11 protein-coding genes and 1 tRNA gene are annotated in these 13214 nt (G+C 68.8%); 2 read left to right on the forward strand and 10 right to left on the reverse strand.

The genetic code is table 11. From position 1 onward, the window contains the following. Positions 1-25: 25 nt before the first annotated feature. The 7 genes from LK533_RS07320 to LK533_RS07350 form a co-directional block, all read right to left on the reverse strand. On the reverse strand, positions 26-1027 hold the full coding sequence (locus LK533_RS07320; protein WP_229362121.1) for a ferritin-like domain-containing protein: 1002 nt from the start codon (positions 1025-1027) through the stop codon (positions 26-28). A gap of 265 nt (positions 1028-1292) precedes the next feature. Further along, a tRNA-Lys gene (locus LK533_RS07325) sits at positions 1293-1368 on the reverse strand. Between the two features lie 108 nt (positions 1369-1476). Continuing rightward, positions 1477-2610, reverse strand: coding sequence for a rod shape-determining protein RodA (rodA, locus tag LK533_RS07330; RefSeq protein WP_229362122.1), 1134 nt, complete (start codon positions 2608-2610; stop codon positions 1477-1479). A gap of 10 nt (positions 2611-2620) precedes the next feature. Further along, positions 2621-4672: a penicillin-binding protein 2 gene (gene mrdA, locus LK533_RS07335; RefSeq protein ID WP_229362123.1), complete on the reverse strand. Its 2052-nt coding sequence runs from the start codon at positions 4670-4672 to the stop codon at positions 2621-2623. Beyond that, positions 4669-5181: a rod shape-determining protein MreD gene (gene mreD, locus LK533_RS07340; protein ID WP_229362124.1), complete on the reverse strand. Its 513-nt coding sequence runs from the start codon at positions 5179-5181 to the stop codon at positions 4669-4671. Before mreD ends, mrdA begins: the two co-directional genes overlap by 4 nt. After that, positions 5178-6089: a rod shape-determining protein MreC gene (gene mreC, locus LK533_RS07345; protein ID WP_229362125.1), complete on the reverse strand. Its 912-nt coding sequence runs from the start codon at positions 6087-6089 to the stop codon at positions 5178-5180. The genes mreD and mreC overlap by 4 nt, the downstream gene beginning before the upstream one ends. A gap of 17 nt (positions 6090-6106) precedes the next feature. Beyond that, entirely contained in the window at positions 6107-7150 is a 1044-nt protein-coding gene (locus tag LK533_RS07350) for a rod shape-determining protein (protein WP_229362126.1), read from the reverse strand. A 140-nt stretch (positions 7151-7290) separates the two neighbouring features. Between LK533_RS07350 and mutL the strand changes: the two genes are divergently transcribed. Continuing rightward, positions 7291-9084 carry a DNA mismatch repair endonuclease MutL gene (mutL, locus tag LK533_RS07355; protein ID WP_229362127.1) on the forward strand — a complete coding sequence of 598 codons (1794 nt, stop codon included), beginning with the start codon at positions 7291-7293 and terminating at the stop codon, positions 9082-9084. Between the two features lie 84 nt (positions 9085-9168). Beyond that, positions 9169-9912 (forward strand): dienelactone hydrolase family protein, encoded by a 744-nt coding sequence (locus LK533_RS07360; RefSeq protein ID WP_229362128.1) that lies wholly within the window; start codon positions 9169-9171, stop codon positions 9910-9912. 11 nt (positions 9913-9923) lie between these two features. Here LK533_RS07360 and LK533_RS07365 read toward each other — a convergent pair whose 3' ends face one another. The 3 genes from LK533_RS07365 to LK533_RS07375 all read right to left on the reverse strand — a co-directional run bounded on the left by LK533_RS07365 (position 9924) and on the right by LK533_RS07375 (position 13109). Continuing rightward, a complete protein-coding gene (locus tag LK533_RS07365; protein ID WP_229362129.1) occupies positions 9924-10415 on the reverse strand; it encodes a hypothetical protein in 492 nt (163 codons plus the stop codon). Positions 10416-10564: 149 nt separating this feature from the next. Then, a complete protein-coding gene (locus tag LK533_RS07370) occupies positions 10565-11938 on the reverse strand; it encodes a class II 3-deoxy-7-phosphoheptulonate synthase (protein WP_229362172.1) in 1374 nt (457 codons plus the stop codon). A 307-nt stretch (positions 11939-12245) separates the two neighbouring features. After that, on the reverse strand, positions 12246-13109 hold the full coding sequence (locus LK533_RS07375) for a hypothetical protein (protein WP_229362130.1): 864 nt from the start codon (positions 13107-13109) through the stop codon (positions 12246-12248). Positions 13110-13214 lie beyond the last annotated feature (105 nt).

Here is a 13214-nt window from a genome sequence, read left to right on the forward strand (position 1 = left end):
GATGAGCTTCCTGGCTGTCGGTGCGTCAGTTGGCGATGCTGGTCTTGATCGAGCCGTTCACCCCGCTCGGGAAGAAGCCGCCCTTGTCCGCTGCCGCTGCGTTCGTGAACAGGACGTTGAGCGTCTGTTGGGGCGAGCGGCCCAGCACGAGCCCGTCGGCGTTGGCCGGCACGATGTTGCTGGCATCGCCGACATCGCTGATACCCTGGTCGAGATCGGCACTGCCGTCATAGCTGTCACGCGCGTTCGACAAACCGTCTGCGCGCGTGATCAGCGTCGGGTCCGCCGCACCCTTGGTGTAGAGCGTCGTGCGGATCATCGCGGCATGATAGCCTTCTACCGACATCAGGCCGCTGACGACCTGGAGGAGCGTGCTGCTGCTCAGAAGCGTCGCGGTGCCGCGATAGGCGCTGACGCCCAGGTCCTCCAGCAGGAAGGCCGCGAGCAGGAAGTTCGCATCATTGGCGTACGGGTTGAAGCTTTCGCCGGTGCCGATGATTCCGGCCGCACGCGCGATCGTCGAAAAGGCGCTGGTGGCGCTGACGCTCAGGTCGATCGCCGGCTGCGCGACGGCAGCGGTGCCCAGCGCCCCGCGCATGAACTGCACATGGGCCAACTGGTCCTGCGCGATCTCGGCCGCCATCTGACCGACCACGGCATCGGTGAAGGTCACCTTGGCCCCGCCGGAAACCGCGCCTGCCGTGCCGGTGCCCGTAATCAGGTCCGCCGCCAAGCCGGTGCCCGTGGTCGCCAGCGCATAGAATTGCGCCTGGAGATACTCGATGTGGAGCAGGAAGTTGAGCAGGTCGGCATCGCTGACGCCGCTGCTGGCGGAAGTCGTCGGCGTGGGCGTGGGCGTGGGCGTCGCAGTGCCGCCGTCATCGTCACCGCCGCCGCAGGCGCCGACCAGCGCCGCACCCGCCGCTGCAACGGTGAACCCGCCCGCATACCGCAGGAAGTCGCGGCGCTCGGCGCGTCGCCGCTCCTGTGCTTCCAGAAGTCCGTCCAGCCCCGTGTCGTCGCTCATCAACGCCTCCCAATGAACACGCCGGTCCGCTGCTTCGCGGCTCGCCGCGCTCAGCTCCCGACGGCACGGTGCTGCCCCGCCTGGCAGGCGGGTCGTCCGTGTCCGAGCCGATGCTGTTACCGGCGAACGCGGCGATTACCAACCATCTTTCGGTATGTCGAAGGGGCAGGCGGGGGATGCGCAGGCAGCGCGGGAGAATGGCTGCGCAGGCCGTGCGGATGCACCTGGCTCGTCAGGGATGATCAGGATCATCGATCGCGGAAGGTGGTGGACGCACTTGGGCTCGAACCAAGGACCCGCTGATTAAGAGTCAGCTGCTCTACCAACTGAGCTATGCGTCCGTCGCCTTTGGCGAGGGCGGTGGGCCAGGCCCTCCGCGTTGGAGGCGGCCAACTAGCAGCGGCCTCCAGAGCTGCCAACCCCAAAAATGCAGGGCCGGCGATTTTTTATCACCAGCGCTGCTGGTCGCGGTTGCTGCGGTCGATCGACATCAGGATGCCGAGCGTCAGCAGCACCGTCATCTGCGCCGAGCCGCCATAGCTGACCAGGGGCAGGGGGATGCCGACTACGGGCGCCAGGCCCATGACCATCATCAGGTTGATGGCCACGTAGAAAAAGATCGTCGTGGCGAGTCCTGCGGCGGCCAGGCGGGCGAAGCGGGTGTTCGCGCGCACGCCGACATTCACGCCCCAGCGGACCACCAGCAGGAAGGCGAGGATCACCAGCACGCCGCCGACCAGGCCCCATTCCTCCGCCATGGTCGCGAAGACGAAATCGGTGTGACCCTCGGGCAGATAGTCGAGGTGGCTCTGCGTTCCCTGCAGAAAGCCTTTGCCGAAGATGCCGCCCGACCCGATCGCGATCTTGGACTGGCTGATGTGATAGCCGGCGCCCAGCGGGTCGCTTTCGGGGTCGAGGAAGATCAGCACGCGGTTGCGCTGATAGTCGTGCAGCAGGAAGTTGAAGGCGAGCGGGACGATCATCACGACGGCCAGCGCCCCGCCGATGAACAGCCGCAGCGGAAGCCCGGCCAGGAACATGACGGTCAGCCCGCCGGCCGTGATCATCAGCGCGGTGCCGAGGTCCGGCTGGAGCATCACCAGCGCGGCAGGAAGCCCCACCAGGCACGCCGCCGGCCAGATCGCGCCGAACCGGCGGATCTCGGACGGGGGCAGCATGTCGTAGAAGCGGGCAAGCGCGAGCACGATCACCGGCTTCATCAACTCGGACGGCTGCAGCCGGATGATGCCGATGTCGAGCCACCGCTGGCTGCCGCCGCGTACCGCACCCAGCATTTCGACCAGGAACAGCATGACGACGATCACGCCATAGGCGGGAAGCGCGCCGCGCTTCCACACGGACAAGGGCACGCGCGAGACCACCAGCGCGGCGCCGAGGAAGACGGAAAAGACGACCGCCTGGCGCAAGGCCCAGGGTTGAAGGCTGCCGCCGGCCGCCGAAAACAAGACAACCACGCCGAAGCCGGCAATCGCCAGCACCGGCACCAGCATGCGCCAGGGCAGTTGGGCAAGCGCCGAGGGAACGAAGCCGAGGCCGGTGCCGGAGTTCTTGATGCGCTTCATCCGGGCGGCCTTACTCGGGACTTCGACTGGTGTTGGACTGCGCCACATCCCCTTCGGGTGTCGCGGCATTGGCGATCGCCGCGTCCACGGCGTTGCCGACGGCGTCCGGCGTATCGACCGTTGCAGGCGCAGGCGCGACCTGGGCCGCGGCGTTCGCCGCCTGGAACGCGGCCGATTCGGCCCGCATCCGGGTGGCGATATCGCCGCCCCAGGTTGGCTCGAACTCGGCAAGCGTCTTCATCGCCCGCTCGCGATCGTAGAGATAGGTCAGGATGTCGCGGCCGATGATCGGCGTGTCGAGATTGCGGATGAGGTGGGCGTTGTGCTCGAGCACGATGCCGGCCGCATAGCGGGGGTTATCCGCGGACGAGAAGCAGATGAACAACGCATGGTCGCGCAGCTTGAACGGCAGCTGGCCGTTGTTGAGCACGCCCGAGCGCCGCTCCGCCATCGTGATGCGGCGGACCTGGGCGCTGCCCGTTTTGCCCGCGATGGTGATGCCCGGCACCTGCATCCGCGCCGCACCGCCGGTGCCGCCACCGTTGACCACCGCGAACATCGAGTCCCGGACGATCGCCATCTGCTCGGGCGTTGCGGAGAGCAGCGGCGCTTCGGGGGCAGGGCCGTTGAGGATCAGCCGCGGCTGAAGCGCACGGCCCGAGGCGAGCCTGGACGCCATCACCGCCAGCTGCAGTGGGTTGGCGAGCACATCGCCTTGCCCGATCGATGCGTTGAGCGAATCCGCCACCGTCCACGGCTTGCCGCGCTTCTTGAGCTTCCAAGCGGAGTCGGGGACGGTGCCGTAGCGCTGGGAGGCGAAGGGCAGGTCGAAGCTCTGCCCCAGCCCCAGCGAGCGCGCGACCGGCGCGAAGGTGTCGTAGCCGAACCGGCGCGCCATTTCGTAGAAGTAGATGTCGCAACTCTGCGCAACAGCGCCGCGCATGTTCAGGGGCCCATGGCCGCGCCGCTTGTGGCAGTGGAACACGCCGGTGCCCACTCGCATCGCGCCCGAACAGAACACCGTCTCCTGCGGGTGCACGCCCGCCTGCAGCAGTGCCAGCGCGTTCATGGGCTTTACCGTGGAGCCCGGCGGATACAGGCCCTGCAGCACCTTGTTCATCAAGGGGATGTGGTCGTTTTCCGACAGCATCTTCCATTCCAGCCGGCCGATGCCGTCGGAGAAGCTGTTGGGATCATAGGCCGGCATGGAGACCATCGCGAGGATGTCGCCGGTGAGGCAGTCGATCACCACCGCCGCGCCCGAGTTCGTGCCCAGGCGCCGCGCGGTATATTCCTGAAGCCCGGCGTCGATGGTCAGGCGCACCGTCTGGCCGGGCTGGTCGGGCCGGGTCGCAAGCTCGCGCACCGGCTGCCCGCGCGCCGTTACCTCGACGCGCTTTTCGCCGGGGACGCCGCGGAGCCGAACTTCCAAAGTCTTTTCAAGGCCATCCTTGCCGAGCTTGAAACCCGGTGTGATGAGCAGGCGGTTCTTGGTTTCCTGATACTGCTCGGCCGAGGCGGCGCCCACATAGCCGGTCAGGTGCGCGACGGCGGCACCGAGCGGATAGTTGCGGGAAAAGCCGCGGGCGGGCACCACACCGGGAAGGTCCGGCAGGCGTACGCTGAGCGCGGCATAGCGCTCCCAGGGGATGTTCTCGGCGATCTGCACCGGTTGCAGCCCGCGGCTGCGCTTCAGGTCGGTCTCGATCCGCTCCATGTCCTCGTCGGGGATGGCGAGCAGGTCGCGCAGCACGCCCAGGACGCGCGGCGCATCCTGGAGCCGGCCGGGCACGACATCGACGCGAAAGTCGGTGCGGTTGTTGGCGATGGGCGCGCCATGGCGATCGACGATCCAGCCCCGGCGCGGCGGCACCAGCGTCATGTTGACGCGGTTGCTCTCGGCCATCAGCTCGTAATGCTCGTTCTCGGCAACCGCGAGCCAGGTCATGCGGCCTGCAAGCAGCAAGCCGACGCCCCCCTGAATGGCACCCAGCGCAAAGGCGCGGCGGGAAAAGGTGAAGGCTTGGGTCGCCTCGGTCACGATCCGCGAAGGGCGGCTCACCGGCTGGCGCTCCGGCGGTACTGCCAGGCGCAGAGCCGGGTCACGGCAGGGAAGGCGAGGCCGGATACGGCGACCTGCACCAGCAGCGGCGCGTCGACGTGCGCCGACAGCGCGCCGGCAAAGACCCGACCCAGCGCCAGGCACAGCGCGATCGCGCCGGTCGCGATCAGCCAGTCCTGCCAGAAGTCGCGTTGCACCAGACGCGTGTCGAGCACGTCGAGCGCCAGCAGGCACAGCGACCACAGCAGCATCGCGCTGCCGAGCGGCTGGCCGCTCACCAGGTCATCGAACAGGCCCAGCGGCGCTGCGGCCCAGGCAGGCAGCGCGTTGGACCGGAACAGCCGCCAGCCAAGCAGCGCGATCAGCCCGAACGGGGGAAGAAACGGAACGACCGCGATCACGGGCAGGATGGTGATCAGCGATCCGATCAGCACCATGGCGACGGCCGGCCGCCAGTGCCGGTAGGGCGGCTCCGGCGCTGCCAGCTCGATGGGGACCAGTGCACTCATTGCGGCGCGGTCGTCGGCGCAGAAGCGGTCGGAGCCGGGGTCGGCACCGCAGCCGGCGGCGGGGGCGGCGGCAGGAAGGTCTGCAGCACCAGTGCGAAGTCGGCGCGATCGGGCCGCGCGAACGCGCGTGCCGGCGCGGTGTCGCGCGCGTTCTGCAACACGCGTGCTACCGGAATGTTGGGAGGATAGATGCCGCCGATGCCCGACGTCACAAAGATGTCGCCGGCAAGGAATGGCGCATTCGCGACATTGGCCGACCGCACGTCCACCAGTCCATCGCCGCGTCCGCTGGCGATGGCGGGCAGCCCGTCGCGCGTGCGCCGAACCGGGATGACGCTGTCCGGATCGGTGAGCAGCACCACGCGTGCAGTGTTGGCGCTGGTTTCCACAATGCGGCCGAGCAGCCCCTCGGGGCCGCGTACGGGCTGGCCGGAGCGCACGCCCTGACCATAGCCGGCGGCAAGCACCGCGTAGCGCCGCGTGCTGGACGCGCTGGAACTCACCAGCCGGGCGGCGGCGACCGTCTGCGTCGGCAGTTCCTGCACCTGGAGGAGACGGCGCAGGCGGCCGTTCTCCCGCACCAGCATGCGCGCGCGCTGGACCAGCGCGGCATCCCGCTGGACCTGGGCCCGCAGCAGGCGGTTTTCGTGCTTGACCCGGAAATGCTCGGCGACCGCGGCCGGGCCGCTGGCGAGGAAGTCGCGCACGTTGCGCAGGCCCAGCGACACCGGTGCCGTACCCTCGCGCAACACGCCACGCATGGCAGCGAAGGCCGGCGGGTTGAACGTCGACAGCAGCAGCAGGGCAGCCGCGATCAGCGCCCCTGCCGCTGCCGCGACATAGCCCAGGAATACGCCATATTGCGCCCGGCGGGAAAAGCCGGGACGCCGGTCGCGTTGCGGCGCCATCGCCGGCAACCCCTTAATCAGACGGCGAGCAGAACGCCCCGGTAGATATCGTCCTCAAGCGCGCGGCCCGTGCCCAGCGCGACGCAGGTCAGCGGATCCTCCGCGACCGACACCGGCAGGCCGGTTTCGTCGCGCAGGACCTCGTCCAGCCCGTGCAGCAGCGCGCCGCCGCCGGTGAGAACGATGCCCTGGTCGACGATGTCGGCGGCGAGCTCAGGCGCGGTGTTCTCCAGCGCGATGCGGACGCCCTCGACGATCGTGTTGACCGGCTCGGCCAGCGCCTCGGCGATCTGGCCCTGGTTGATCTGGATTTCCTTGGGCACGCCGTTGACGAGGTCGCGACCCTTGATGTGGATCACCTTGCCGATGCCGTCCGCCGGCGGCTTGGCCGTGCCGACTTCCTGCTTGATGCGCTCGGCCGTTGCTTCGCCGATCAGCAGGTTGTGGTTGCGGCGGACGTAGCTGACGATCGCTTCGTCCATCTTGTCGCCGCCGACGCGGACGGAGGTCGAATAGGCGAGGCCGCGCAGCGAGAGCACGGCGACTTCGGTGGTGCCGCCGCCGATGTCGACGACCATCGAGCCGATCGGCTCGGTCACCGGCATGTCGGCGCCGATCGCGGCCGCCATCGGCTCCTCGATCAGGAACACCTGGCTGGCGCCGGCATTGGAAGCGGCGTCGCGGATCGCACGGCGCTCGACCGAGGTCGATCCCGAGGGGACGCAGATCACGATCTGGGGCCAGCGCACGAAGCGGCGCTTGCCGTGCACCTTCTCGATGAAGTGCTTGATCATCTGTTCGGCTACGTCGATGTCGGCGATGACGCCGTCGCGCAGCGGGCGGATCGCCTCGATCGAGCCGGGCGTCTTGCCCATCATCAGCTTGGCGTCGTCGCCGACCGCCTTCACCTTCTTGACGCCGTTGAGCGTTTCCACCGCCACCACCGACGGTTCGTTCAGGACGATGCCGCGACCGCGCAGATAGACCACCGTATTCGCGGTGCCGAGATCGATCGCCATGTCGTGCGACATGAATTTGAAGAAGCGGGAGAAGAGCGCCATCAGTTGTTCCGTCTATCGCCGCGTCGCCCCCGTCGCGGCAGTTCGCACCTGTTCCGGACCCCACCGACTGGATTTCTCCGGCCGATTTACGTGGCGGATGCGGGTCGCGGGATGGCGCCGCTTGGGCTAGAGCGGCACCCATGTCAATACGACGCTTGCCCGAGCATCTCGTCAACCGCATCGCCGCCGGTGAAGTGGTGGAACGCCCCGCCAGTGCGTTGAAGGAACTGGTCGAAAACGCCATCGACGCAGGTGCCACCCGCATTGCCGTCAGGATCGCGAGCGGTGGCATTGACCTGATCGAAGTGACCGACGATGGCTGCGGCATGGCGCCCAGCGACATGGCACTGGCGCTGGAGCGGCACGCGACCTCCAAGCTGCCCGACGAACGCATCGAGGCAGTCGAGACGTTGGGCTTCCGGGGCGAGGCGCTGCCTTCCATCGCGAGCGTGGCGCGCCTGACGATGGAAAGCCGGCCGCGCGGCAGCGTGGGCTGGATGCGGGCGGTCGACAATGGCCGGGTCGAGGCGGAGGGGCCGGCCGCCGTGCCGCCGGGCACGCGCGTCCGGGTCGAGGGGCTGTTCGCGCGCGTGCCGGCGCGCCGCAAGTTCCTGCGCACGCCGCGCGCCGAGTTCGGCGCCTGCCTCGATGCGGTGCGGCGGCTGGCGATGGCCCGGCCGGACATCGCCTTCTCACTGGAGCATGACGGCAGGCGCGCGCTGTCGGTGCAGGGCGGCGAGACTCAGCCGGAGCGGGTGGCCGGGCTGGTCGACCGCGCGCTTGCCGAGAACAGCGTCGCGATCGATTATGTACGGGAGGGCATGCGGCTGGGCGGGGTTGCCGGGCTGCCGACCTTCAACCGCGGGATCGCCGACCATCAATATCTGTTCGTGAACGGCCGGCCGGTAAAGGACCGGCTGCTCGCGGGCGCGGTGCGCGGCGCCTATGGCGAGATGCTGGCGCGCGATCGCCATGCGGTGGTGGCGCTGTTCCTGGAAGTGCCGGCCGACCAGATCGACGTCAACGTCCACCCTGCCAAGACCGAGGTGCGCTTCCGCGACCCGGCGCTGGCGCGCGGGCTGATCGTGGGCGGGTTGCGCCGCTCGCTCGATGCCGCCGGGCATCGGGTGGTCCAGCGCCCGCAGGCCGATGCGCTGGCGGCGTGGCAACAGGAGCCGATGGCACCCGCCATGTCGGAGGGCGCGCTCTTCGCTGCCGCTGCGGCAGCAGGGCAGGGGGCGGCGCCCTATGCGCCGGTGCCGAGCTTCCACGAACCGCGCACGAGCTTCTTTACGCCGCCTCCGCTCCAGGCCCGGGCCGAGGTCGCGGAGGCGCCGGTGCCGGCCACCACCGCACATCCGCTGGGGGTCGCGCGCGGGCAGGTGGCCAAGACCTATATTGTGGCCGAAGCGGAGGACGGGCTGGTGCTGGTCGACCAGCATGCCGCGCACGAGCGGCTGGTGCTGGAGCGCATGCGCCGCGCGCTGGCGCAGGGCGGTGTCGCCGCCCAGGCGCTGCTGCTGCCCGAGGTGGTCGAACTCGATGAGCCGGCGTGTGATCGGCTGGAGGAGCGCAGCGCCGAACTCGCCGAGTTCGGGCTGGAACTGGAGCGCTTCGGCCCGCGCGCGATGCTGGTGCGCGCGACCCCGGCAATGCTCGGCAAGAGTGACATCGCCGGGCTGGTCACAGACCTGGCGGACGAACTGGCGGCGCACGACACGGCGTTCAGCCTGAAGGAACGGATCGACCATGTCGCCGCCACCATGGCCTGCCACGGCTCGGTCCGAGCCGGACGCGTGCTCTCGGTCGCGGAGATGAACGCGCTGCTCCGCGAAATGGAGGTCACGCCGCACTCCGGCCAGTGCAATCACGGCCGGCCAACCTGGGTGAAGCTGTCGATGACGGACGTGGAGAAGCTGTTCGGGCGGAAGTAGCGCTCTGGAACGCCTGGTTCGGAAAGCCGCTCCGGCGCTATGGCGGCGGGACCCCGAGCGGGGTGGACAGAAGGGATGTAGTGAATGATCTTGCGCAGCGACGAGACCCAGGATGTCGAGGTGCCCGGCCGGGGCATGATGCGGATGCATCTGTTCCGCCCAGCGGTCGAGGGGCGCTTCCCGGGGGTGCTGCTATTCTCCGAGATCTATCAGGTCACCGCACCGATCCGACGGCTGGCGGCGATGGTCGCCGGCAACGGCTATGTCGTGGCGGTGCCGGAGGTCTATCATGAATATGAGCCGGCGGGCACGGTGCTGGCCTATGACGCGGCGGGCACCGACCGGGGCAATGCGCTGAAGTTCACCAAACCGGTCGCCGGCTATGATGCCGATGCGGAGGCGGGGCTGACCGCGCTGCTCGGCAATCCCGCGTGCAACGGGAAGCTTGCCACGCTCGGCGTGTGCCTGGGTGGGCACCTGGCCTATCGCGCCGCGCTTGATCCGCGCGTGTCAGCGGCGGCATGCTTCTATCCAACGGATATTCATTCCGGCACCCTGGGCGAGGGGCGTTCGGACGACAGCCTGGCGCGCATGGCCGAGTTGAAGGCCGAGGCGCTGTTCCTGTGGGGCCGACAGGATCCGCATGTCCCCTTTGCCGGGCGCGAGGCGATCCGCCAGCGGCTCGAGGCGGTCGGCGCGACCTATGAATGGCATGAGGTGAATGCGCAGCATGCGTTCCTGCGCGACGAAGGGCCGCGCTATGATCCTGCGCTGTTCCTCCAGACAATGGCGCTGCTGTTCGGCTTTTTCGGGCGCGCGCTGGCCTGATCGGCCCGCGGTCAGCGATACCGGTCCTGGAACGCGCGCTGTTCCGCCGGCGCGAGGGCATTCCAGCGGCGGACGATGAAGTCGGCGGTGGCGAAACACTGGCGGTAGAAGTCCCGGCCGCTCTCCTCGGCAGTACGTGCGGCGGCCAGGGCTAGCGCGATCGTCTCGTCCGCCGACAAGATCGCGGCGACATACGGCCGGGGGACGCCACGGTTCGGAAGCGCGTCGAGCAGGTCTGTCCGGAACCGCTCGACGGCTACCGGGTCCTTCGCCCAGGCGGGAAGGGCGGGCCGCGGGCGGGAGGTGCTGCGATGCTGCGCGGCGGCGCGATGGGGAACCGTCTGCGCCAGCGGAAACGCCGGTAGGGCATTTTGCGCCGGCTGGAGTTCGGGCCTGGAGCCCTGCATCCATGCGCGCAGCAGGAAAGCGCCGGCCAAGGGAAGGAAGGACAGGCCATAGGTGGGGATCGCGAGCAGAAGCGCGACTACAAGCAACATCCCCACGGCTGGCGCCCCCCTTGTCGGCGAGCAGCCACTCTTTGGCGCACCCCCTGTGCGCCGGATTCGCCGTTTGCCGATCCCGTTCCTAGCGAGACTTCCCTAACAATCGGTAGCAATTGCCGGGCGGACTCCCCGGCTGGCGAAGCTGCGCGTCAGGCAGCCGCGCGCCGCCGTTCCGCCATCTCCGCGTTGAGCATTTCCGCCAGCAGGAACGCGAGTTCCAGGCTTTGCCCGGCGTTCAGGCGCGGGTCGCAATAGGTGTGGTAGCGATCGGCAAGCGCCTGTTCGGTCACCGCCACCGCACCGCCGGTGCATTCGGTGACGTTCTGGCCGGTCATCTCCGCATGGATGCCGCCGGCGAAGCTGCCCTCTGCGCGATGCACGGCAAAGAAGCCGCGCACTTCGGCAAGGATGCGGTCGAACGGGCGAGTCTTATAGCCGTTCGCCGCCTTGATGACGTTGCCGTGCATCGGGTCGCAGCTCCACACCACCGGATGCCCCTCGCGCTGAACGGCGCGGACCAGCGTCGGCAGGTGCTTCTCGATCTTGTCGTGACCGTAGCGGGTGATCAGCGTCATGCGCCCGGGGACCCGCCCCGGGTTGAGCACGTCGAGCAGGCGCAGCAGCGCGTCGGGCTCCAGGCTCGGCCCGCACTTCATGCCGATCGGGTTGCGGATGCCGCGGAGGTACTCGACATGCGCCGAGCCTTCGAACCGCGTGCGGTCGCCGATCCACAGGAAGTGGGCAGAGGTGTCGTACCAGTCGCCGGTCAGCGAGTCCTGGCGGGTCAGCGCCTGCTCGTACGGCAGCAGCAGCGCCTCGTGGCTGGTGTAGAAGCTCGTCGCCTTCAACTGCGGCACGCTGTCGGCGTCGATGCCGCACGCCGACATGAAGTCCAGCGCTTCGCTGATGCGGTCGGCGATGTCGGCGTATTTCTGCGCCAGTGGACCGCTGCCCATGAAGTCGTGAGTCCAGCGATGGACCTGGTGCAGGTTCGCGTAACCGCCCGTGGCAAAGGCACGCAGCAGGTTGAGCGTCGCCGCCGACTGCGAATAGCCGCGGATCATCCGCTGCGGATCGGGAATCCGCGCTTCGGGCGTGAAGGCGATGTCGTTGACGATGTCGCCGCGATAGCTCGGCAGTTCGACGCCGCCCTGTGCCTCCATCGGCGTGGACCGCGGCTTGGCGAACTGGCCCGCCATGCGGCCGAGCTTCACCGTCGGCAGCTTGGACGCAAAGGTCAGCACCACCGCCATCTGCAGCAGCACGCGAAACGTGTCGCGGATGTTGTTGGCGCTGTGCTCGGCAAAGCTTTCCGCACAGTCGCCGCCCTGGAGCAGGAAGGCGCGGCCGGCGGCAACCTCGGCCAGTTCCGCCGTCAGGTTGCGTGCCTCGCCCGCGAACACCAGCGGCGGAAAGCTCGCGAGCTGATTGGTGGCGGCGTCAAGCGCGCCGGCGTCGGGATAGTCGGGGAGCTGGCGGGCCTCGGCCCGTTTCCAGCTGTCGGGCGCCCAGTTCGCGGCCATTGCATTCTCCAGCGAGGGAGCCGGGATGAACCAGTCGGCATGATGCGCAATGCCGTTCGCGGCGATCTGGTTGACCACCTTGGCGTTGGCGCGCTTGCCGTCTTCTTCCCAGCCTTGGACGGTGCTACCCGGCGTGTCGTACCACGCACCAAAGCCCGCGCGGGTGAGCGCGCGTTCTTCGCGGAAACGTCGGATCTTGGCACCGGCTAGCGTCGTCATGCGCCGGCTTTACCCGAACAGGGTAATGGTGGGCAACTGCTTTGTGGGTACTGCCGGACGCGCGTGCGCCCGGCAGTGTTTTTCCCGATCAGCGGCGTCCGTCCTCGCGCGCATCGTCACGCCGCTCGCCATCGCCGTCTTGCGCCGGCGTGGCCGACGGACGGGTCGCCGGCGTACGGTCCATACGCTGGTTCGGTGCCTGCTGAGTCCGCGTCGGCGTCGCGCTGGCGCGTGGCGTGTCGTCGGACCCGCTGCCGCGCTGTGCCTCGCGCGTGTCCTGGTTCGTCCGATCGCTGGTCGGACGCGTGGTGCGCTCGCCTGGTTCATCGCGGGTCTGGCTCGCGGAACCGCTGGGGGTGCGTTCGGCCGCCTTGACGGCTGCATCGTGGCGGCTGCGTGCAGTCTTTGCCGCCTGCTCCGCCTCCCGGCTGCGGGTTGCGTCCGGTTTCTGCGACGTGCCGCTGCGGTCGACGACGCTGCGGACCTTCCCACCCTGATAGGTGTAGCCGCGATCGTCCTGCTGGACGAAGAAGGGCGCGTCCTCGCCATTCCGGAAATAGGCGACCTGCTTGCCGTCGCGCGACGCCGTGCGGACGATCTTGCCGTCGCGCATCCATGCCCAGCCATCCCCGTGCCGGACGCGCGTGATGCCGCTGTCGGCTGCGATCGCGCTGGCGATGCCGGCGGCCGCGGTCACGACGGCCGCATCGCTCGACGAGGTGCTGCTGGTGGCGGCGGGGACCTCCACCACCTCGACCTCTTCGGCCGCCGCTTCGTCGACGACCGCCGCATCCGCGGCATTCGCGTCCGCTGCGGTGTCGTTCCACGCCGCCTCGGCATTGTCTGCGGTGGAGTCGTTCGCGCTGTTGCAGGCGCTCAGCGCCATCAGTGCGGCAAGCGCACCGACGGAGGCGAAGCTACGCGTGCGTCGGGAGGAAAAGCCAAGTGCCATGCATCGTCCTTTCATGCAGCCACGGGTGCCGGCTGGCGCCAGCACCGGGACGGCGGCAAGAATGATCTGGTGCACTGCGAGGTTCCGTTTCGTGTGCGGAACCAT

Origin of the sequence: Sphingomonas sp. PL-96, from assembly GCF_020707215.1 — a bacterium.
Classification (GTDB): Bacteria; Pseudomonadota; Alphaproteobacteria; order Sphingomonadales; family Sphingomonadaceae; genus Sphingomonas.

Coding starts and splice junctions, on each gene's coding strand:
- LK533_RS07370 (WP_229362172.1), bottom strand. CDS start 11,938: ATGGCCGCGAACTGGGCGCCCGACAGCTGGAAACGGGCCGAGGCCCGC.
- LK533_RS07360 (WP_229362128.1), top strand. CDS start 9,169: ATGATCTTGCGCAGCGACGAGACCCAGGATGTCGAGGTGCCCGGCCGG.
- LK533_RS07375 (WP_229362130.1), bottom strand. CDS start 13,109: ATGGCACTTGGCTTTTCCTCCCGACGCACGCGTAGCTTCGCCTCCGTC.
- mreC (WP_229362125.1), bottom strand. CDS start 6,089: ATGGCGCCGCAACGCGACCGGCGTCCCGGCTTTTCCCGCCGGGCGCAA.
- mreD (WP_229362124.1), bottom strand. CDS start 5,181: ATGAGTGCACTGGTCCCCATCGAGCTGGCAGCGCCGGAGCCGCCCTAC.
- LK533_RS07350 (WP_229362126.1), bottom strand. CDS start 7,150: ATGGCGCTCTTCTCCCGCTTCTTCAAATTCATGTCGCACGACATGGCG.
- mutL (WP_229362127.1), top strand. CDS start 7,291: ATGTCAATACGACGCTTGCCCGAGCATCTCGTCAACCGCATCGCCGCC.
- rodA (WP_229362122.1), bottom strand. CDS start 2,610: ATGAAGCGCATCAAGAACTCCGGCACCGGCCTCGGCTTCGTTCCCTCG.
- LK533_RS07320 (WP_229362121.1), bottom strand. CDS start 1,027: ATGAGCGACGACACGGGGCTGGACGGACTTCTGGAAGCACAGGAGCGG.